At 69.9% G+C, this 20,759-nt stretch carries 16 protein-coding genes; 4 read left to right on the forward strand and 12 right to left on the reverse strand.

Annotated features, from left to right (window positions below; genetic code table 11):
• The 4 genes from LUU90_RS05100 to LUU90_RS05115 form a co-directional block, all read right to left on the reverse strand.
• On the reverse strand, positions 1 to 1,692 hold the full coding sequence (locus LUU90_RS05100; RefSeq protein ID WP_275002208.1) for a carbon starvation CstA family protein: 1,692 nt from the start codon (positions 1,690 to 1,692) through the stop codon (positions 1 to 3).
• 102 nt (positions 1,693 to 1,794) lie between these two features.
• A complete protein-coding gene (locus LUU90_RS05105; protein WP_275002209.1) occupies positions 1,795 to 2,511 on the reverse strand; it encodes a response regulator in 717 nt (238 codons plus the stop codon).
• Entirely contained in the window at positions 2,508 to 4,094 is a 1,587-nt protein-coding gene (locus LUU90_RS05110) for a sensor histidine kinase (RefSeq protein WP_275002210.1), read from the reverse strand. Before LUU90_RS05110 ends, LUU90_RS05105 begins: the two co-directional genes overlap by 4 nt.
• Before the next feature lie 73 nt (positions 4,095 to 4,167).
• On the reverse strand, positions 4,168 to 5,343 hold the full coding sequence (locus LUU90_RS05115) for a hypothetical protein (protein ID WP_275002212.1): 1,176 nt from the start codon (positions 5,341 to 5,343) through the stop codon (positions 4,168 to 4,170).
• Between the two features lie 251 nt (positions 5,344 to 5,594).
• Here LUU90_RS05115 and LUU90_RS05120 point away from each other — a divergent pair, with 251 nt between their 5' ends.
• Together LUU90_RS05120 and LUU90_RS05125 are read left to right on the forward strand one after the other, a co-directional pair.
• Positions 5,595 to 6,410, forward strand: coding sequence for a hydrolase (locus tag LUU90_RS05120; RefSeq protein WP_275002213.1), 816 nt, complete (start codon positions 5,595 to 5,597; stop codon positions 6,408 to 6,410).
• A gap of 52 nt (positions 6,411 to 6,462) precedes the next feature.
• Complete coding sequence (locus tag LUU90_RS05125; protein ID WP_275002214.1) at positions 6,463 to 7,281, forward strand: CPBP family glutamic-type intramembrane protease; 819 nt, start codon at positions 6,463 to 6,465, stop codon at positions 7,279 to 7,281.
• Between the two features lie 24 nt (positions 7,282 to 7,305).
• On the opposite strand, the gene LUU90_RS05130 is transcribed toward LUU90_RS05125, so the two are convergent.
• From LUU90_RS05130 to LUU90_RS05140, 3 genes are all read right to left on the reverse strand, one after another.
• Positions 7,306 to 8,085 carry a DUF305 domain-containing protein gene (locus tag LUU90_RS05130; RefSeq protein ID WP_275002215.1) on the reverse strand — a complete coding sequence of 260 codons (780 nt, stop codon included), beginning with the start codon at positions 8,083 to 8,085 and terminating at the stop codon, positions 7,306 to 7,308.
• A gap of 186 nt (positions 8,086 to 8,271) precedes the next feature.
• On the reverse strand, positions 8,272 to 9,597 hold the full coding sequence (locus LUU90_RS05135; RefSeq protein WP_275002216.1) for an LVIVD repeat-containing protein: 1,326 nt from the start codon (positions 9,595 to 9,597) through the stop codon (positions 8,272 to 8,274).
• A gap of 295 nt (positions 9,598 to 9,892) precedes the next feature.
• Entirely contained in the window at positions 9,893 to 11,341 is a 1,449-nt protein-coding gene (locus LUU90_RS05140; RefSeq protein WP_275002217.1) for an LVIVD repeat-containing protein, read from the reverse strand.
• A 195-nt stretch (positions 11,342 to 11,536) separates the two neighbouring features.
• On the opposite strand from LUU90_RS05140, the gene LUU90_RS05145 reads away from it, so the two are divergent.
• The gene (locus LUU90_RS05145; RefSeq protein WP_275002304.1) at positions 11,537 to 12,253 is read left to right on the forward strand and encodes a DUF305 domain-containing protein; all 717 of its coding nucleotides are present in this window, start codon (positions 11,537 to 11,539) and stop codon (positions 12,251 to 12,253) included.
• Between the two features lie 127 nt (positions 12,254 to 12,380).
• Here the strand turns inward: LUU90_RS05145 and LUU90_RS05150 are convergent, their stop codons facing one another.
• The 5 genes from LUU90_RS05150 to LUU90_RS05170 form a co-directional block, all read right to left on the reverse strand.
• Entirely contained in the window at positions 12,381 to 14,588 is a 2,208-nt protein-coding gene (locus tag LUU90_RS05150; RefSeq protein ID WP_275002219.1) for a hypothetical protein, read from the reverse strand.
• A gap of 278 nt (positions 14,589 to 14,866) precedes the next feature.
• Positions 14,867 to 16,021, reverse strand: a complete 1,155-nt coding sequence (locus tag LUU90_RS05155; protein ID WP_275002220.1) for an ROK family transcriptional regulator — start codon at positions 16,019 to 16,021, stop codon at positions 14,867 to 14,869.
• Between the two features lie 25 nt (positions 16,022 to 16,046).
• Complete coding sequence (locus LUU90_RS05160; RefSeq protein WP_275002221.1) at positions 16,047 to 16,913, reverse strand: carbohydrate ABC transporter permease; 867 nt, start codon at positions 16,911 to 16,913, stop codon at positions 16,047 to 16,049.
• A complete protein-coding gene (locus LUU90_RS05165) occupies positions 16,910 to 17,806 on the reverse strand; it encodes a carbohydrate ABC transporter permease (protein WP_275002222.1) in 897 nt (298 codons plus the stop codon). The genes LUU90_RS05160 and LUU90_RS05165 overlap by 4 nt, the downstream gene beginning before the upstream one ends.
• 101 nt (positions 17,807 to 17,907) lie before the next feature.
• Positions 17,908 to 19,311 (reverse strand): ABC transporter substrate-binding protein, encoded by a 1,404-nt coding sequence (locus LUU90_RS05170; RefSeq protein ID WP_275002223.1) that lies wholly within the window; start codon positions 19,309 to 19,311, stop codon positions 17,908 to 17,910.
• A gap of 60 nt (positions 19,312 to 19,371) precedes the next feature.
• Between LUU90_RS05170 and LUU90_RS05175 the strand changes: the two genes are divergently transcribed.
• The gene (locus tag LUU90_RS05175) at positions 19,372 to 20,670 is read left to right on the forward strand and encodes an amylo-alpha-1,6-glucosidase (RefSeq protein ID WP_275002224.1); all 1,299 of its coding nucleotides are present in this window, start codon (positions 19,372 to 19,374) and stop codon (positions 20,668 to 20,670) included.
• Positions 20,671 to 20,759: the final 89 nt, after the last annotated feature.

Consider the following 20,759-nt stretch of genomic DNA (forward strand, 5'->3'; position numbering starts at 1 on the left):
TCAGCCCTCGACGCTCGCGGTGGGCTGCTCGGCGTCGTCGTCCACACCACGGCGAGCCTTGCCCATGGCGATGAATGCCTCCAGCGCGACCCAGAGGGAGGCGATGAGGATGATGACGTCGAGGACCAGCAGCAGCCAGTTCTGTTCGGCGTAGAACGTGCCCAGCTGGATGATCAGCGCGTAGATCGACATGACCATGACCACGGCGAGCGGGATCATGACCGGCAACGGGTTGATCCTCTTGCGCAGCAGGATCACCGCGATCACCGACAGCGTCAGGGACGCCAGCAGCTGGTTGGTGGTGCCGAACAGCGGCCAGATCAGCATGCCGCCCTCGCCGTCGGCGCCGAGGCTGAACACCAGCCCGACGGCGATGACGAGCGCGATGAGCGTGCCGACGGTGCCGCCGATCTTGACGCGTGCGAGCTCGCCGGCCTCCTGGACGACGAAGCGCAGCAGGCGCATCCCCGTGTCCATGGTGGTCGCCGCGAACAGCACGGCCATGGTGGCCAGGATCGTGGCCGACAGACCCAGCGGGATGCCGAGACCGGCGTTGAGGATGTTGCCGCCGCCCTCGACGAAGGCGGCCACGCCACCCTCGTTGAACGCGGTGTAGACAGCCTCCCAGTCGGCAAGGGTCCGGTAGCCGGCCGTGGCGGCGATGATCGCGCCGAGCGCGAGCAGCCCCTCGCCGACCGCGCCGAAGTAGCCGACGAACCGGGCGTCGGTCTCCTTGTCGAGCTGCTTCGCCGACGTGCCGGACGAGACCATGCCGTGGAAGCCCGAGATGGCACCGCAGGCGATCGTCACGAACAGCAGTGGGACCAGCGGGGGTGTGCCCTCCGGGACGTTGTGGTTGATCGCCGGGGCCACGATCGCCGGCGCCGACAGCAGGACCGAGCCGAACAGGATGCCCAGGCCGATGAAGAGCTGGACGCCGTTGATGTAGTCGCGCGGCTGCAGCAGCACCCACACCGGAAGGAGGGATGCGATGCCCGCGTAGACGAACAGCGCGACGATCCAGAACGTCGCCGGCGTCATGCCGAGGATCGGGTCGGGCAGCACGACGGGGTTCGCGTCACCGACGATGATCAGCGCGTACAGCGCCACCACCCCGATGATCGTGGTGAGCAGCAGGTTGATCTTCCAGCGGTAGATCATCTGGCCGATCACGAGGGCCACGAGGATGGCACCCCAGACGGGGATGACCGAGGACGGCGTGCTGATCAGCAGGTTCTTGATGACCACCGCGAAGGCGGCGACGACCATGAGCAGCAGCAGGAAGATCACCACGAGGAACAGGGCGCGCCCACGAGGCCCGATGTACTTGCCGGACAGCATGCCCATCGACTGGCCCTTGTGGCGCTGCGATGCCCAGAGGGCACCCATGTCGTGCATGCCGGCGAAGAAGATGGTGCCGATGGTGACCCACAGGACCGCGGGGAGCCAGCCCCAGATCACGGCGACGGCGGGGCCCACGATGGGGGCGGCGCCGGCGACGGACGTGAAGTGGTGGCCCCAGAGCACGAACTTGTTGGTGGGGACGTAGTCCACACCGTCGTTCAGCTCGTGCGCGGGGGTCGTGAAGGCTGGGTCGAGCCGGTAGACCTTCTTGGCGAGGAATTTGGAGTACAGCAGGTATCCGGCGATCATCAGCGCGATACCGATGACGGCCAGGACGAGGGAGTTCACGGGGGCCTCCAGAGTCGTCGTCGACGGGGGACTGGGTAACCCTACTGGTTTCGGGTATTCCTTTATACAGAGTTGACCGGGCGCACCGGCCGGTCCCTCGTCTCACACCAGGCCCAGGCGGTGGGCGAGAACCACCGCCTGGACCCGGTCCCGCAGGTGCAGCTTGGCGAGCACGTTCGAGACGTGGGTCTTCACCGTCGCCTCGCCGAGGTACAGCGTCGAGGCGATCTCCGCGTTCGACAGCCCGGTGCCCACCAGCTCCAGCACCTGACGCTCGCGTGGGGTCAGGAGTGCGAGGCCGGCGGGGGCCGACATCTGCTGCCGCACGGCAGGGGTCTCGACGGGCTCCGCCGACGAGCTCCGCTCCACCGGCGTGCCCCGCTCGGCGGGCACCTGCCGTTCGCCCGCCACCATCTGCTCGATCACCCGCCGCGTGATCTGCGGTGCGAGCAGCGCATGGCCGGCCGCCACCGTCCGCACCGCCTCCACCAGGTGTTCCGCGTCGGAGTTCTTCAGGAGGAACCCGGACGCCCCGGCCGCCAACCCGTCGAACACGTACTCGTCGTGGTCGAACGTGGTCAGGACGAGCACCTTCGCGAGGTCCTCCGCGACGATCCGGCGCGTGGCCTCGATGCCGTCCATGACAGGCATCTGCACGTCCATGAGCACGATGTCGGGCCGCAGCGCGCGCGTCAGCTCGATCGCGGTGGCGCCGTCACCGGCCTCGCCGACCACCTCGAAGTCGTCCTCCACCGAGAGGATGAGGGAGAAGCCCGAGCGCACCAGGGCCTGATCGTCGACCAGCAGCACGCGCGTCATCGGGTCGCCTCCGGCGATGCGGCCGGCGCGGCTGACGCCACCGGCTCCACAGGGGCCACCGGCTCCACGAGGGCCGCCGGGCCCTCTGCCGTGGCCGGTGCGGCACCGGACCCCGCGAGGGGGTCGGGCGCGGGTAGCGGCAGCCGCACCCGGACGCGGTAGCCGCCGGTCGCCCGCGGCCCGATCTCGACCACCCCTTGGTGGGTCGCGGCACGCTCCCGGATGCCCAGCAGCCCGAGGCCCGAGCCGGACGTCCCACGGCGAGGGCGCCCGTCGTCGAGCACCTCGACCTCGGCGAAGCCGTGCTCGAACTGCGGCCCGTCCAGCGCCCCGGGATCACGCACCACACGCAGAGTGACCGTCGCGGACCGGGCGGTCGAGTGCTTCCGGACGTTCGCCATCGCCTCCTGGGCGGTGCGGTAGAGGCTGAGTCCCATGGGATCCGGCACATCGGCCGCCGCGCCCGGCGGTTCCTCGACCTGCCGGAACGTGGTGTCCAGGCCGTCGTGGTCCGCGGCGGTCAGGGCAGGCAGGTCGGCGAGCCCGGGCTCAGGCGCCCGGGAGGCAGGGTCCGCCCCCGCCGACCCGGCCGGGCCGCCGTCAGGCACGGAGCGAAGCGTGCCGACGAGGTTCCGCATCTGGGCGACGCCCTCGCGCGACTCGCGTTCGATGGTGACCAGCGCCTCCGCGGCGCGGGCCGGGTCGCGGTCCAGGACCCGGCGGGCGGCGGCGGCCTGGATGCCGATCACGGACACGTGGTGCGCGACGACGTCGTGCAGCTCGCGCGCGATGCGCAACCGCTCGGCCACGATCGCCTGGTCCGTGAGGGCCGCGCCCTGCCGCTCGATCGTCACCGTCTGGTCGGCGAGCTGCCGCCGCCGCCGGGCCGCGTTCCACTGCATCTGACCCGCGACCACGGCGCCGCCGAAGTACGCGATGTTCATGATGAGCTGGTAGGCGCTGCTGGCGAGGTAGGGGTCGATCAGGCCAGGCCAGTCCGCAGGGGTGGGGTACTCGTCGAGAATCGTCTCGATACCCTGCTGGACCGCGAACATCCAGATCAGCCAGGTGAACATCACCAGCACGCAGATGCTGACGACCACGAGCATCGCGCGCCGGTCCCGTGCCCAGGCCACGGCGGTGAACAGCGCGACGAAGTACATCACCTGCAGCGGCATGAGCACCGTGATCGCCGGGATGGTCAGGCCGAGGCCGAGGAAGAACCCGTACACGAGCACCAACGACACGAGCGGGTAGCGGCGGCGCCACGCCAGTGGAACCGTGCCGGCCACCCCGAGCAGATAGACGAGCCACAGTGGTTCGCGCACGTTCTCGAAGAATCCCATGCTGCGGCCCAGCTCGACGGAGACCGCCGAGAACACCGCGAACCCGGCACCGAGCCACAGGTCCCGTCGGTAGGCGTCCCGGCCGGCCGGCACCCGCTCCCAGTCGGAGTCGACACCGAACCAGTCGAGCAATCGGGCGGCGAGGCCCAGGTCCGAGCGGGGCGCGATGGGTCGCCCGACGTCGGACCGCTCGGTGTCCGGCTGCCGAGCGGTTGGCTGGGCGGGGGCGATGACCATGCCCCCAGAGTAGGAACTCCGGGGGCATGGCCGCTTCCGTCTCGAGGCGGAGTCGATCACAGTGCCCGGCGGGTCAGCAGATGTTGCGTGCCCCGTTCCCGCTCAGGTACCAGTTGGTGTTCTCGCCGCACGGCGACTCGCGCACGGAGGTGTTGTCCACCCGGAGCGTGATGTTGATGTTCCGGTTGTTGGGGAACTCGGTGCGCGCGGCGAGCCGCACCTCACCGCCCCCGTTGACCGTGCCGCCGCCGATGGTGATGTCCGAGCAGTTCTCGATGAGGACCGAGTTGTTGCCGTTGTTCGCCAGGTCGACGCTGTTGATCCGTGCGCCCCGCGAGTTGGACACGCAGAACACACCCCGGGCGCCCCCACGGGACCGCACGCGGTCCACGGTGATGCCCGGCCCGTTGGTGTTGGCCATGCGGAACGTCGCGTAGCCGGTGCCGGTGCCGACGTTCTCGCCGTCGACCGTGCCGATCGTCGCGTTGCGCGTGTTGTTCAGGAGGAGCCCCGCATAGGCGACGTTGCGCGCGGTGACGGTGCCGATCCGCAGCCCGTCCACGTTCCAGGTCTCGACGCCGTGGTTGCCGGTGCCCGAGACGTAGACGTTGTCCATGCGCACATCCGTGCTGCCGGGCAGGTCTCGCTCGAACCGGATGCCGAGGCCACCGCTCATCCGCAGGTTGATCTGGCCCAGGTGCAGGCCGTGCACGTCGGCGAACCGCATGCCGAAGTACGGCGCCCCGGTCATGTTCAGGTGCGGGATGGAGACGTTGCGGACCCCAACGGCCTGGATCGCGCCCCGTCCGGAGACATTTCCGACGTCCATGGTGCCGCACACCTCGAACGCCGTGTTGCTCGGCAGGTCGATCGCATTGTTGCCGGTCCAGGCGCTGGCCATGACCGAAACCTTCTCCTGGCTGGTACGCCCTGGGGTGAGGGCGCCGATCCCCTCCCGGATCGCGGTGACGTAGTACTCGCCCTGATAGACGGTCCGGCCCCGATAGGTGGTGGTGAAGCCCGACGACTGGCTCCCCGTGACGAGGGCATCGGCGCCGTCGCCGCAGGCCGCGGCCTGCGCGGCCGTCGCCGTCGTGCCGCTGGACGTCGCGCCCGTCGCGGTGTTCCCGGACGCCGTGCCGCCGGGCGCGGCCGCGACCCCCGGTGCGGCGAGCAGGGAGACGACTACCGACAGTGCTGCGACTCCTGCGGCCAGAAGCCGTGGGCGACGCTGTGACGTTGGTGCCATGGTCACTCCTCCTTGAGAAAGACGCTCCTACAACGTTGTAGGAGCGGTCACGAGCGTAAGGACCATGTCTGCCCCACGCCAGGTCCGGCGACAATATGAATCGATTCACATGCTGACACGCCGATGCGCCACGCCGTACGGACCACCGAAAATTTTCGCATCCGGGCGGAATCGCTGGACACGGCCGCCGCACGGGCGCATCGTGACGGAGCACCGGCCGACGACGGGAACCAACGAGGGGAAGCTGTCGCATGACGTTCTGGATCTGCCGCACGTGCGGCGTGGAGCACGAGTCCCGGCCCGACGTGTGCGCGATCTGCGCCGACGAACGCCAGTGGGTACCCGCCGACGGGCAGCACTGGACGACGCTGGAGGAGCTCACCGCCGCGGGGCAGAGCATCAGGATCAGGGAGCTCGAACCCGACCTGTTCGGCCTCACCACGGTGCCCGACGTCGGCATCGGGCCCACCGCGAAGATCGCCCGGACCGCGGCCGGGAACCTCATGTTCGACGTCCCGGGCTACCTCGACGACACGGCCGTCGACGCCGTCCGTGAGCTCGGCGGGCTCGCGTACATCGTGGCGAGCCATCCGCACATGTACGGGGTGCAGGTCGAGTGGAGCCGCCGGCTCGGCGGAGTCCCGGTACTGGTCAGCGAGGCCGACGCCGGCTGGCTCGCCCGGCCGGACGACGCCGTCGAGCTGTGGAAGGGCGACCGCGAGATCCTGCCCGGCATCACACTGAGCCAGCCCGGTGGACACTTCCCGGGTTCCGTGGTGGCGCACTGGTCGTCCGGCGCGGCGGGGAGGGGCGTGCTGCTGAGCGGCGACACGATCTTCGCCAACCCGGACCGGACGTCGGTGTCGTTCATGCGCAGCTACCCGAACCAGATCCCGCTGTCAGGAGCCGTGGCCCAGCGGGTGGCACACCACGTGGGGCGCTTCGGGTTCGACCGGCTCTACAACAACTTCGACGGCGTCATCCCGACCGACGCCCGGGCGATCGTGCTGCGCTCCGCGGAACGGCACGCGGCGTGGACGAGGGGCGAGTTCGACCGCCTGACGTGACCACAGCACGGGCCGCCACACGGAAGGTCCGGGATGTGGGAGTCTCGTCCCCGTGACCTCCACTCTGCCGGCCTCCCTCGTCGGCCCAGCGCGTCTGACCGCCGCCTTTCTCGTGTCGGCATCGGCGATCCTGCTCTTCGCCATCCATATCCGGCCGGTGGCATACGTGCCCCTGGTGCTGGGCATAGCGCTGGGTGTGTGGGCCGACCGTGCGCTGGGCCGTGACCTGGCGCTGATCGGCGTGGGGCTCGGGATCATCTCGCTGATCTCGCTCGAGGCGGACCTGTCCGACGCCGGGATGCTGCGCTTCACGCTCGCGCTCGGCGGGTCGGTGCTGGTGCCGTGGGCGCTGTCCCGGTTCGTGCTGAAGCAGGACACCATCCAGTTCCCCGTGCTGACCGGGCGCCGCTGGACCCGCGGGCAGTGGGTCTACCTCGCCGCCGTGGTGGCCCTGGGGTACGTGCTGCTGCCGTTCTACTTCCTGGGTTCCGGCGCGTACCTGAACTGGCCGGACCTGAACGGGTCGCAGGACATCTGGCGGCTGTTCGTCGGGGTGAACGCCGTCGGCATCTGGGACGAGCTGTTCTTCATCTGCATCGTGTTCGCCCTGCTGTGCAAGCACTTCCCGATGTGGCAGGCGAACCTGCTGCAGTCGATGATCTTCGTGTCGTTCCTGTGGGAGCTCGGCTACCGCGAGTGGGGGCCGCTGCTCACCGTGCCGTTCGCGCTGGTCCAGGGCTGGATCTTCGCGAAGTTCAAGTCGCTCAGCTACGTCGTGGCGGTGCACCTGCTGTTCGACGCCGTCGTGTTCGCCGTCCTGGTGCACGGCCACCACCCGGAGCTCTTCGACATCTTCGTCACCGCGCCCTGACCACCGACGGGCTCCTCGGCCCGGCTACGACCCCGATCCGTCGTTGGAGCCCGGACCCCCGATGTTGGCGAGCACGTCCCGGACCTTCTCCACCTCGACACGGATCGCATCGGCCTCGGCCTCGGCCAGCGCGATCGCCTCGGCGTCCTCACCCTCGGTGATCTCCTCGTCGGCCGGCTGCAGCCCGCCGTAGTGGTGCTCGACGAGCGCAGCGAGCAGCGCGATGTCGAAGTCCTGCGCCTGGAGCGCGGCGATCCCGTTCACCTGCTCGTCGGTGAGCATGCCGTGGTTCCCGCCCTCGTGCGAGTGCGCGCTGGCGCCCGACCGGGGACCGCTGCCGTCGTCGGGCAGCTCGGTGTCCAGACCGTCCTCGGCCAGAGCGAGCGCCTCCCGGCCCGCCGTCGGCACCGGGATGTCACGCGCCTCGAGCCAGTCGGCGAGCTCGCGGACGCGGCCGGCCGAAGCCTCGCCCACCTCGACCGCCAGGGCGAGCACCTCGTCGTCGGTGGACCGGCCCGGAGCGAGCGCCGTCAGCTGGACCGCCTGTGCGTTGTGCTCAATCGCCACGGCGGCGTAGGCGGCGTCCGCGTCCGAGTACCCCGCGGCCTCCTGCTTGGCCGGGACCAGCACACCGAGCCACAGCAGCAGGGCCAGCACGACGGCGAGCCCGCCGGCGAGCACAGCCCCCATGAGCCGGAGGCGGCGCCGCAGGTCGTACCCGGGCGCCGTCGCCGTCTCCTCCGACTCAGGCACGCTGCCCGACGGCGGGGTGGTCTCCTCGGTCGCCGAGTCCTGGGGTGTCATGTCCGGGAGGTTCCCATACAAACCCCCGAAGGCGCCAGGGCCGCGCTCAGCACGGCGCCCGACAGCGTGTGAGACGACGGCGCCTGGGTCACCTTCCACGCGGAAGGTGACCCAGGCGCCGTCGTGTCGCAGAGCCGGTCAGCGGTGTGCCGGATCGGCGGTGTGCCGGATCGGCGGTGTGCCGGATCAGCGGCCGAACGACTCCTGCATCTGCGGGTTGAGCGACTTCTGGCGCACCTTCTCCGCCGGACCGTCGATCGAGTCGTCGATGTCGAAGGTGTCGAACCCGATGCCCAGGTCGTTCGAGTAGGCGTACCCGTTGTAGTAGTACGTCGACCAGCTACCGCCACTGCTCAGACCCTCGCCACGGTCGAACCAGGCGACCTCGCGGGGGTTGGCCGAGTCGGTGAAGTCGAACACCGAGACACCGCCCTGGTACCAGGCCTGGACCATGAGGTCCTTGCCCTTGACCGGGATCAGCGAGCCGTTGTGTGCCACGCAGTTCTCGGCGGCCGTGTTGATCCGCGGGATCTTGTAGTACGACTTGAAGGCCAGCTCCGTGCTCTTACCCTTGCGCTTGATGTCGTAGATGCCGTTGGCACCCAGCTCCGGCGCGTACTCACCGGTGCAGGTCGCGAGACCGCCACCGCCGAGCTCGTCGGTGAAGACCACCTTGGTGGCGTCGTTGTTGAACGTGGCCGAGTGCCAGAACGCGAAGTTCTCCGTGTCCCGCACCTGGCTGATCACGCGGGGACGCTCGCGGTCCTTGATGTCCATCAGGATGCCGTCACCCATGCACGCACCGGCCGCCAGGTCGTACTTGGCGTAGGTGGTGATGTCGTGGCAGCCGCTCGTGGTGGAGGCGCGGCGGGTGGGGTCACCCTCGTAGCCGCCGTCCGGGAACAGGTTCGGCGTGCCGACCAGCTTCGCCGACGTCGGCTGCTTCACCGGGATCTTCACGATCGAGATGATGTCGTGGGGCGGCTGGCAGTCCGGGAACGTCGCGTTCGGCGAGTACGACGACACGTACGCGTAGACGTCACGGCCGTTCTTGGACGGGGCCAGCGAGTGCGTGTGCGAACCGCACGCGGTCTCGATGGACTTGACGTACTCCGGGGCGAGCGGGTTGGAGATGTCCCAGATCTTGATGCCCTCCCACGCCGCCTTCTCGGTCGCCGGCATCGACGTCGACTCGCACGAGTCGTCGCTGCGCGACGAGTCCGTGGACAGCACCAGGATGTCCTTGTAGACCGAGATGTCGTTCTGCGAGCCGGGGCAGGAGACCTGGACCACCTGCTCCGGGTTCTCCTTGTCCGACAGGTCGTAGACGGTGAAGCCGTCGTAGTTGCCGGCGAACGCGTACTTGCCCTGGAACGCGATGTCCGAGCCCGTCCCCTGCAACGCGCCGTTCTTGGGCTGGTTGCTGAGATGGGTCATGTTCAGGGACGCGGTCTCACCCGGCGGCACGTCCGGCTCCGCGACGGATGCCGCGACGGGCCCTGCGAGTGCCACGGCCGCCGCAGCGAAGAACGCTGTCAGGGCGACACCGGTGGCACCCCGGGCGCGAGATCGAGTAAAGGTTGGACGACGCACGGGCGTCACACCTCCTAGGTCGGTTGAGGCAGTGTGACTCACAGGAACCTCTCAGTACCAGGACTCCGGCGACTTTTTACACAGTGGTGACAATTGCCCTAAGCGACACAACGCTGGCTCGACGACGCCCGGGGTGCGTTCCGTACGGAACGCACCCCGGGCGTCGTCGGGCAGACGATGCGCCGAAGCGGCGCGGGCTGCTGGCACGGGCGGGTCAGCGGCCGAACGGCTCCTGCATCTGCGGGTTCAGCGATCCGAGCCGCACCTTCTCGGCCTTCCGGTCGATCGAGTCGTCGATGTCGAAGGTGTCGAACCCGATGCCCAGGTCGTTCGAGTAGGCGTACCCGTTGTAGTAGTACGTGGACCAAGTGCCACCGCTGCTGATGCCCTCGCCTCTGTCGAACCACGCCAGCTCACGGGGGTTGCGGGAGTCCGTGAAGTCGAACACCGACACGCCGCCCTGGTACCAGGACTGGACCATGAGGTCCTTGCCCGCCACCGGGATCAGTGACCCGTTGTGCGCCACGCAGTTCTCGTTCTCCGAGTTGATGCGCGGGATCTTGTAGTACGACTTGAAGACGAGGTCCTTCTTGCCGAACCACTTGCGCTTGATGTCGTAGATCCCGTTGGCACCGAGCGTCGGACCGTATTCGTCGGTGCAGGTCGCGAGGCCACCGCCGCCGAGCTCGTCGGTGAAGACCACCTTGGTGGCGTCGTTGTTGAAGGTCGCCGAGTGCCAGAACGCGAAGTTCTCGGTGTCCCGGACCCGGTCGATGACCCGCGGGCGCTCACGGTTCGAGATGTCCATGAGCAGGCCGTCGCCCATGCACGCACCGGCAGCCAGGTCGTACTTGGCGTAGGTGGTGATGTCGTGGCACCCGGTGGTCTCCGTGTACGACCCGCGGTCGTCACCCTCGTAGCCGCCGTCGGGGAACAGGTTCGGCGTCGAGACCATGCGAGCCGACTCCGGCGAGCGCAGCGGAACCTTCACGATCGAGATGGTGTCGTGCGGGGGCCGGCAGTCCGGGTACGTCTCCGACGGGAAGTACGAGGAGACGTACACGTACAGGTCCCGCTTGTTCTTCGACGGCACCAGGGAGTGGGTGTGCGAGCCGCACGCCGTCTCGACGGACTGGACGTACTCCGGCTCGAGCGGGTTCGATATGTCCCAGACCTTGATGCCCTCCCAGGCCGCCTTCTCGGTCGCCGGCATCGAGGTCGACTCGCACGAGTCGTCGCTGCGCGACGAGTCCGTGGACAGCACCAGGATGTCCTTGTAGACCGAGATGTCGTTCTGGCCACCGGGACAGTGGACCTGGACCACCTGCTCCGGGTTCTCCGGGTCGGACAGGTCGTAGACGGTGAAGCCGTCATAGTTGCCGGCGAACGCGTACTTGCCCTGGAACGCGAGGTCCGAGCCGGTGCTCAGCAGCGCTCCGTTCTTGGGCTGGTTGCTCAGGTGAGTGATCTTCGACGACTCGGTCTCGCCCGGCGGTACGTCCGGGTCGACGGAGGACGTCGACGTCGTGGTGCTCGTGATGGACTGCTCGGCCGCACCATCGCCCGGCGATGCCAGGCTCGGTGCCGCGACGGCGAGAGTTCCTGCCGTGAGCGTCGCTGCGAGGGCGGCTGCAGCGGCGCCCCGTATGTGCGATCGGGTCAAGGTTGGACGACGCAAGGGCGTCACACCTCCTAGGTCGGTAGTCGCAGTTTGACCCACAGGGTTCTCCCAGCACCAGGAAATTGGTGAGCGTTTTACACAGTGGTGACAAATTGCCTGGCAGGATCGTCACGTGGAACCAGCTGTCGAGGCTCGACCGAGACGCGACAGCGCGTACGAGAGGATCGCCCCGTGGAGATGCTGACAGGTACCGCCCGACGATCGCGCCTCCGCAGTGTCGCGTCCGGCCTGGTCGTTCTGGTGCCGCTCACGCTCGGCCTGGCCGGCTGCACCGGGTCGGGCGACGAGCCGGAAGCCGTGTCGACGCCCAGCTCCGTCGTCCTGCAGCCGGGGAAACCCGGCGAGAAGACCGAGACGATCGCGCCCGAGGACTACGAGGGCGGGCCTGCTCAGGCGCCGTTCTCGAAGGCCGACGCCGACTTCCTGAGCGACATGATCCTGCACCACGGACAGGCGATCGAGATGTCGGTACTGGTACCGGAGCGGAGCGACTCCGAGCAGCTGAAGAAGTTCGCCAGCCGGATCGACGTGGTGCAGGACAGCGAGATCGACCTGATGTCCAGCTGGCTCGAGGAGAACGAGTACCCCGTGCCGCTGACCGCCGAGGGCGGCGACGGCTCCGGCCCACGCGCCCCGGAGCACGAGCACGACGCCGAGGACATGCCGGGGATGCTGACCGACGCCGAGATGGTGGCGCTCGAGAAGGCATCCGGAGCGGAGTTCGACCGGCTGTACCTCGAGAGCATGATCAAGCACCACGAGGGTGCGCTGACCATGTGCGAGGAGGTCGCGGGCTCGGGCAGCGAGGAGCGGGTGCTCGAGCTGGCCACCAACATCGCCGCCGACCAGATGGCGGAGATCGACCGGATGTCGAACATGCTGGCCGAGCTGTGAGCGTCGCCTGACGCGACCGTCGTCGAACACGCGATCGTTGACGGACGCGCGATCGCCGGGGCAGAGCGGTTGGCTCTGCCCCGGCGACGTGTGGTGACCTGCGGCGTTCAGCGCCGACCGGTGCTGATCAGGCGCGGCGCCGGTTCAGCAGGATCAGGCCGGCGAGCGCGGTCAGTGCAGCGAGTGCGGCGATGACGATGACGCCGACGCCGAGACCGGCCACCGGGAACCCGTCGACGCTGGTGCGGAGCAGGCCGCTACCGTCGGACACCTGCTCGGTACCGGACGCTACCTCGGTGGTGCCGTCCGCCAGCTTGGCAGAGCCGTCGGCGAGCTGCTGCGTGCCATCGGCCAGGGTGACGGCGCCACCGGCCAGCTTCTGCGTGCCGTCGTCGAGGGCGCCGGTGCCGTTGACGAGCGTGCGGGTGCCCTTTCGAGCATCCTGGAGCCCGTCGCGGACCTTGACGGACCCGTCGGCCAGGCGCTGCGACTTCTCGACCTTAGGAACCACGCGGTCGCGCACCTCGATGATGCCGTCGACGAGCTTCCCGGATCCGGTGTGCAGCTGGCTGACGCCGGAGACCAACGCTGGTGTCTGCGACGCCAGCTCGGCGTTGCCCTCGGAGACCTGCGTCGCGCCGGAGAGCAGCGCGGGAAGGCGACCCTTGAGCGTGCCTGTGCCCTCCGCAAGCGCAGCATTGCCGGAGGCGACGCTCTCGGCACCTGCCGCCAGCTCAGGCGTCTTGGCCGCGAGATCAGCGTTGCCACCGGCCAGGCGCGCAGCACCCGCCGCAAGCGCAGGTGTCTTGCCCGCCAGTTCGGCGTTGCCGTCAGCGAGGCGCTCTGCACCCGCGACCAGCGTCGAGCTACCCGCGTACGCCGACCCGACACCCGCCACGTACTGCTGGATTCCGGGAGCGAGCTTGCCGACCCCACCCTGGAGTGTGGCGCTACCGACCTTGACCTGCTCCGAACCTGCGGCGAGGCGGCCGGCCCCGTCCGAGAGGGTGTCGATGCCCGAGGCGACCTGCTGGGCGCCAACGGACACCTGTCCGGCCCCCTTGGCCACGGCCGCCGATCCGTTCGCAACGGCCGACGCCCCTGCCGAGAGCGTGCCGAGCTTGGTGCCGAGGCCTGCCGCGCCGTCCTTCGCCTGACCGGCTCCTGTCGCGACCTGCCCGGCTCCGGCGGCCAGCCCGCCGGCCGACGCCGCGAGTCCCTCGAGCTGCTGCTTGAGGGCGGGGTCCTCGGTCGCCCCGGCAAGCTCCGTCAACTTCGCCTGAAGAGCCTGGTTTCCGCCCTGCACCTGCTGCGCACCGCCGACGAGTCCGTCGAGCTTCGTCGCGAGCGTCTGTGCGCCCTCCTGTGCCGCAGCCGCGCCGTCGGCCACGGGCGCCGCGCCTGTCGCCACGCTCTGGGCGCCCGCCGCCGTATCGGCAGCGCCCTTTGCGAGCGACGGCGCGGCGGCGTCGAGCTGCTGCAGACCGGCGTCGAGCTGGTCGGCGCCTGCGTCGACGGTCGCAGCTCCTGTGGCCAGAGTGGCGGCACCAGTCTGGAGCGCGCTGGTCCCGTCCAGAATCGTCCTGTTGTTTCCCGCCAGCTGGGACAGTCCGCCGTTCAGCGTCTGGTTGCCGCTGTAGACGAGCGCGGAGCCGTCGGCGAGCTGCGCAGCAGCATCGTCTGCTAGCGAGGCGCCGGCGGAGATCTCCCCTGCGCCTGCGGCAAGCTGCGCCGCGGCGTCATCAGCCAGGGCAGCACCCTCGGCCAGGTCACCCGCTCCCGCTGCCAGCTTCTTGGCGCCCGCGTCGAGCGGAGTCACACCGTCGGTGACCTTGACGACACCGGCCTGCACCAGCGCCGAGCCACCCGCAAGGCGCTCGGCGCCGTCGGCCAGCGTCGGCGCCTTGGTGTTCAGCGTGCCGAGGCCGTCGTTCAGCTTCGTCGATCCCGCCGTGAGCAGCAGCGACGCGTCGGCCAGATCGGCCACGTCCTCCGCCGTCTCGGCGGTCCCGTCCGCGATCTTCTTCGACCCGTCGTGCAGCTTGATCACACCGGCACGCAGCTCGCCGGCACCGGCATCGAGCTGCCCGGCCCCGTCAGCGAGCTTCTCGACACCGGGGACCACATCGTCCTGCACGGCCGCGTTCAGGTCCGTCGCCCCGGCACCCAGGTCGCCGACACCGGAGACCAGGTCAGCCTGGACGCCGTCGTTCAGCTGGCCCGCGCCGTCGGCCAGGCGATCCGCGCCGTCGGCGACCCTTCCCTGGAACAGGAGCATGAGGGCCGTGATTGCGATCGTGCCGGCCAGCAGCACGGCCACGCCCAGAGCCGTCATGATCGTAGGTCCGCGCCCTGACCTTGGTGTTCGGGATGCGTGCAACTGCGTCATCGGTTCGCCTCTCGCTCCGCGGGCGTCGCTGCCCCGCGAAAAAGTTGTCCAACCGGCGCCACTGTCCGCCGGGCCCGCCGCCGTTGGCGAGCACGAAGCCCGTCATCTCGGGCGTCTGCGCTGAAGGTACCGGCGGGAGGTGCCCGGTGGAACGCTTCTATTGATCACAACTCAGTAAAGCCACGAAGATCACCCGCACTGAGGGTGCCTCCAATAGCCGGGCGTCAGCCCAGTCGGGCGTCGACCGCCTCGGCCGAGAACCGGTGGTCGACGGCGACCCGCGCCAGTCCCACGAGCACGGCGTCGGGCCCCAGCACCGTCGGGCGGATCCGCAGCCGCTCGGTCGATCGCGGCTGCGCCCCCGCGTACACGCCCGCACGGATCCCGGCGATCATCGTCGAGACCGCCAGCTCACCGGCCACCACGATGTCCGCGGGGTTCAGCACCCCGACCACCACGGCCAGCACCCGCCCGATCAGCTCGGCGGCGCGGTCCAGCTCCGCGGTCACGAGCGGGTCACCGCGCTCGGCGAGCGCGCGCAGCTCGGCGAGCGAGCCGACGTCGGCCCCGGCCGCCCCCAGACGACGCAACAGCGCCGCTCCGCCCGCCTCGGCAGCGAGGCAACCCCGGCGGCCACACCGGCAGACGGCGTCACCACCCACGTCGACGTGTCCGATGTCGCCCGCGCCGCCGTCGGTGCCCCGATAGGTGCGGCCGTCGATGACGAGTCCCGCCCCGAGGAACTCGGACACCTTGACGAGCACGAACGGCTGCGGCCGGCCGTCCCGCCGCACGCCGAGCTCCGTGAACTCGCCGTACGCCATCGCGTCGGCGTCGTTCTCGAGGTGGACCGGCACGTCGAACCGCTCGCGCACCGCCTCGACCACCGGCCACCCGCCCCAGCCCGGCATGACCGGCGGATCGGACAGTCGATGGTCGTGCGGGTCGACGGGCCCCGGCACGGACAGCGCCACACCGCCGACGGCGGCCGGCTTGATCCCGGCGTCGGCCAGCAGTGCGTCGAACCCGTCGAGCACCTGCGGCACGACGACGTCCGGCCCCGCCGCGAGGTCCACGGCCAGCGGCGTCCGGGCCACCAAGGCCCCGTGCGGGTCGACGAGCGCCAGCTCGCCCGCACCCAGCTCCAGCGCCGCGACCAGCACCAGCGAGTCGCTCGGGTCGAAGACGAACCGCTCGGAACGCCGTCCCCCGGTCGCACCCGCGTCGCCCGCCGCACGGATGATGCCGGCCGCCACGAGGGCGTCCATCCGCTGCGCCACGGTGACGCGGGACAGCCCCGTCACCTCCAGCACCTGGATGCGGGTGGTCGCCCGGCCGCTCCGGATGAGCTGCAGGATCTCGCCCGCGCCTGCTGCCACGTTGTGCCTCAGTCCTTGTCTACCGCTAGCCCTTGTCGGCGCCGGCCGTCAGCCCCTCGGTCAGGGCGCGCTCGGCCACCCCGTACAGAATCACGATCGGGACCGTGAGGAGCACACTGCCCGCCATGAGGACCGTCTTCGACACCTCTTGCCCGTCGGCGAGCCGGGTCAGCCCGAGCGAGACCGTCCACAGGTCCTGCTTGGCGGACAGGAACAGGAGCGCGAACAGGAACTCGTTCCACGCGATCATGAACGAGAACAGCGCCGTCGACATGATGGTCGGCATAGCCAGCGGCACGGTGATGCGGGTGAGGATCTGGAAGCGCGAGGCACCGTCGATCACCGCCGCCTCGTCGATCGACTCCGGGATGCCGGCCAGGTAGTTGCGCAGCATGTGCACGGAGACCGGCACCGTCAGCGCGACGTACGCGATGACGAGACCCACCAGGGACGACCCGAGCCCCAGCACCTGGAACCCGACGAACACCGGCACCGCGATGATGATCGTCGGGAACAGGTACACGGCCAGGAACAGCCACGAGATCTGCGAGCGCCCGGCGAACCGCAGACGCGTCAGGGCGTACGACGCCGGAACCACGAGCGCGACGGTCAGGGCCGACGCCGACACGGCGACGATCGCGGAGTTCCGCATGAACCGCGCGAACCCGTACCCGCCGTCCTCCTCCGAGGCCAGCACCTCGCGGTACGTCTCGGTGGTGATCCGGTCCAGCGCGGGCAGCACCCGCAGCGGCTCGCGCAGCAGGTCGTCGATGCGGACGAAGCTGAGCGAGAGCATGTAGACGAACGGCACCACGGTCGCCACCACGAGCGCCACGATCACCACGACGCGCAGCACCCGCAGCACGCCGGTCTGGACGGTCACCGCGCTCATCGCGCCTCCCTCTGCTTCGCCGTCAGGCGCAGGTAGATCGCCAGCGCGACGCCCAGGAACACGGCCATCACCGCGGCGGTGGCGCTCGCACCCCCGATGTCGCTCGACCCGGTGAGCTGCTCGAACACCCGCACGGACGCCACCTGGGTGCCGGCCGCGCCACCGGTGAGCAGGTAGACGTCGTCGAACTCGTTGAACGCCATGACCATGCGGAAGAGCACCAGCAGGGCCACCGTCGGCAGCAGCTGGGGCAGCACCACGAACCAGAACTTCTGCAGCGGTGTGGCGCCGTCGACCACCGCGGCCTCCTCGATCTCGCGGCTGAGGCCCGTCAGGGCCGCACCGAGGAACATGAACGCGAACGGGAAGTACCGCCAGATGTCGTAGGCGATGACGGTCAGGAGCGCCGTGGGCGCCGACGCGAGGAAGTTGACCGGGTGCTCCCAGCCGAGCACCTGTGTGCCGAACGCGTTCACCACTCCGTACTGCGGGTTCAGCGCCACCTGCCACACGAAGGTGGTCGCGACGACGGGTGCGACGTACGGAAGCAGCATCACCGCACGCAGCGGCGCCCGGAACCGGAACTTGTCCCGGAACGCGAGCGCCGCGACCAGGCCCACGCCGATCGAGCCGACGGTGGTCGCGACCGAGTACTCGACGGTCGTCAGCAGCGCCTGCCAGAACGCCGGCGCGGTGAGCACGTCGGCGTAGTTGTCGAGGGTCAGCTCGTTGAACAGCCCGTTGCGCGCCACGTCCACGTAGCGCGCGTCCTGGAAGGACAGCACGACCGTCCACACGATGGGGACCACGATGATCGCGGCCACCACCAGGACCACCGGCAGGACGAGCGTGATCCCGTCGCGGTTCTCGTGCCGCCGTAGCTTCGACGCCATCCGGCCTCCTCCTCACTCCGCGCGCTTCTCTGGTGTGGGCGCGACCGTTGCGCCTCGGACAGACACGTGGCCGCAACGGTCGCGCTGGCGACCGACGAGGGTCAGTCGCGGCCCGCGATGTCGGCTACGGCGTCCTGCATGGTCGTCTGCGCCTCGGCCGCGTCCGTACCGCCCGACCCGAGGTCGGCCGCCGCCTTGGCGAGCGGGAGCTCGCTCGTGATCGGGCCCAGGAGCGCGCCCTGGCCCTGCGGCAGGGCCCAGCGGTCCGCCGAGTCGGGAGCTGCGGCGAGGGCCTCCGTCACCTCCGTGGGCCAGACGTCGGAGAACGTCTTCTTGGAGTCGACGCCGATCTCCAGGGCTGACCACGCGTCGGTGTACTCGGTGGGGCTGTCGGCCGTGCCGGTGCGCAGCGGGACCTTGCCCTCGGGCGCCATGGACAGCCAGTCCACGTACGCGTCGGACATCATGTACTCCACGAAATCGGTGGTCTCCGGGTCGGCGCCGTCGGTGATGCCCCACGACACGAGCTCTACGTAGCCGGCGGCCTCACCGCCCGCCGACGGCCCCTCCACGACCGGGACCACACCCGTGTTCTCCGCGAGCCAGCCCGGGTCGGCCGCGCACTCGTCGCAGGACGGCGTGAACTCCTCCCGCAGGCCGGCCATCTCGTCCAGCAGGAACGAGGACCAGACGGTCATCGCCGCCTGCCCGGCGAAGTAGGAGGAGCGCGTGGACTCGACGCCCTGCGTGCCGTCGGGCGAGAACTCGCTCGCCAGGTCGGCGTAGAGCTCGATCGTCTCGGTGCACTCCGGGCTGTCGAGGGTCGCCTCGCCGGCGTCGTCCACGAGCTCGCACCCGTTGCCCTGCGCCAGGAACTCCAGCGTCTGCTGCGTGAACGGGTCCGCCGCGTCCGTGGCCAGCGTGATCCCGTGCCGGCCCTTGGTCGTGAGCTGCTCGGCCGCCGTGCGCAGGTCGTCATAGGTGGCAGGCGGCTCCAGGCCGGCCTGCTCGAAGAGGTCGGTGCGGTAGTAGACCAGCATCGGCCACGCGTCGGAGGGCACGGCGAGCAGCTCGTCGCCGTCACTGGTCAGCTCGAGGGCCGACGGCGTGAACGTGTCCTCCCCGAGCGACTCGACCACCTCGGTCGCAGCGTCACGGTCGAGGTAGCCGTCCCGGTCGAAGGCCCGGACGAGTCCGGGGCTGATCGCGTTGACGACGTCCGGCATGTCGTCGCCCGAGAGCGCGGCCGCCGACAGGAGCTGGGAGATCTGGTCCTCCTCGACCGGCACCAGATCCGTCTCGACGCCCGACTCCTCGGACCAGGCAGCCATGGCATCCTCCTGGATCGCCAGGCGTTCGGGCTGGGTCTCGACGGTCCAGACGGTGATCATCCCGTCCGACTCGGGTCCGCCACTACCGCAGGCGGCGAGCGTGAGGGCCGCGGCGGCGGCCGTCGAAGCTGCGATCGTCAGGCGGACCGCGTCCGCCCGGTTGTGCCGGAACATGGCGTCTCCTCGTCATCGAGCGAGTGGATCTGGCACTTATGTCTAACCTATTGTCGAAAGGTGCACAAGGACTTGGAGGAAGACGCCGCCGTCGCCGCCGCACGCGTCCTCGACACGAACTGGACCGGCCGGTACACCGTCCCCGCCACGGGGCTGTACCCGCACCAGTGGAGCTGGGACTCGGCGTTCATCGCGATCGGCACGCGGCACCGCGAGCCGACTCGTGCGCGGGCGGAGCTTCACACCCTTCTCGACGCCCAGTGGCCTGACGGGCGGGTGCCGCAGATCGTCTACGACGTCGCACGCGACGACGAGTACGCACCCGGAGCCGACTTCTGGCGGGCTCCCACCTCAGGGCTGGTGCAGCCGCCCGTCCATGCCTGGGCCGCGTGGCTGGTGCACTGCGCCGACCCGGCGGGCTCCGCACGGGAGGACTTCCTCGCCCGGGTGTACCCGCGGCTGGCGCGCTGGCACGAGTACCTCCTCGGCCCCCGCGCGGGCGGAGTCGGCCTTCCCGTGGCGAAGCACCCGTGGGAGACCGGCACGGACAACTCACCCCTTTGGGACGTCGCGCTCGCACGGATACCTCCGGAGGCGCGGACGCCCATCCGCCGTCCGGACCTGCGGCACGCCGGGTCCGGCGAACGCCCCGGCAGCCGCGACTACCGCCGCTACTACCGTCTTGCCGAGGCCTACCGCGACGCCGGCTGCGCCGACGACGTCCCCATCGGTTTCGCCATGGTCTGCCCCCTGTTCACCACGGCTCTGGCCGTCTCGGAGCTCGCCCTCGCCAGGATGGCCGACGCGCTGTCCGACGCCGGGGGCGGTGCCGCGCACGAGGCAACCGCGGCGCGCCTGATCACCGCCATGGACGAGCACCTCTGGGACGAATCGCTCGGGCTCTACGTCGCGCTCGACGACACCACGGGCGCCCAGGTGTCCCGGTCGACCGTGAACGGCCTGGTCCCGCTGCTGCTGGCGCGAGGCCCCGCAGCCCTGGCGGCGGGCCGGGCCGAGCAGCTGCTGCTGACGCTCACCGGCTCAGGGTTCCTGGGCGGCGGACCGTTCCTACCCAGCACTGCCCGTGACGATCCGGCCTTCGACCCCGCCCTGTACTGGCGAGGGCCCGCATGGTTCAACACGTCGTGGCTGCTGCTGCGCGCCGTCCGGGCGCTGGGCCGTGTCGACGTCGCGTCGCGGCTGCTCGAGCAGTTCGCCGTCGCCAGGCCGGAGGGGTTTCCCGAGTACGTGGATCCCGACACCGGAACCGGCCGAGGGACCCGCCAGTTCTCCTGGACAGCAGCGCTGACGCTGGACGCACTGGTAGCCGACGAGGCGGCGGTGCTCCCCGACTCGTAGTGCCGACCGCACGAGGTCCGGGCAGCAGAAGGCCCCGGATCCCTCTGGGGATCCGGGGCCTTCTCGCGATCAGGCGATCGACCGAGCGC

This window comes from Promicromonospora iranensis (assembly GCF_028994775.1).
Taxonomy (GTDB): domain Bacteria; phylum Actinomycetota; class Actinomycetes; order Actinomycetales; family Cellulomonadaceae; genus Promicromonospora; species Promicromonospora iranensis_A.

What these genes read in the sequence shown, in the direction of transcription:
- LUU90_RS05145 (WP_275002304.1), top strand. Translation starts at nt 11,537, where the DNA reads ATGCTGACAGGTACCGCCCGACGATCGCGCCTCCGCAGTGTCGCGTCC.
- LUU90_RS05115 (WP_275002212.1), bottom strand. Translation starts at nt 5,343, where the DNA reads ATGGCACCAACGTCACAGCGTCGCCCACGGCTTCTGGCCGCAGGAGTC.
- LUU90_RS05130 (WP_275002215.1), bottom strand. Translation starts at nt 8,085, where the DNA reads ATGACACCCCAGGACTCGGCGACCGAGGAGACCACCCCGCCGTCGGGC.
- LUU90_RS05150 (WP_275002219.1), bottom strand. Translation starts at nt 14,588, where the DNA reads ATGACGGCTCTGGGCGTGGCCGTGCTGCTGGCCGGCACGATCGCAATC.
- LUU90_RS05105 (WP_275002209.1), bottom strand. Translation starts at nt 2,511, where the DNA reads ATGACGCGCGTGCTGCTGGTCGACGATCAGGCCCTGGTGCGCTCGGGC.
- LUU90_RS05110 (WP_275002210.1), bottom strand. Translation starts at nt 4,094, where the DNA reads ATGGTCATCGCCCCCGCCCAGCCAACCGCTCGGCAGCCGGACACCGAG.
- LUU90_RS05165 (WP_275002222.1), bottom strand. Translation starts at nt 17,806, where the DNA reads ATGGCGTCGAAGCTACGGCGGCACGAGAACCGCGACGGGATCACGCTC.
- LUU90_RS05160 (WP_275002221.1), bottom strand. Translation starts at nt 16,913, where the DNA reads ATGAGCGCGGTGACCGTCCAGACCGGCGTGCTGCGGGTGCTGCGCGTC.
- LUU90_RS05170 (WP_275002223.1), bottom strand. Translation starts at nt 19,311, where the DNA reads ATGTTCCGGCACAACCGGGCGGACGCGGTCCGCCTGACGATCGCAGCT.
- LUU90_RS05120 (WP_275002213.1), top strand. Translation starts at nt 5,595, where the DNA reads ATGACGTTCTGGATCTGCCGCACGTGCGGCGTGGAGCACGAGTCCCGG.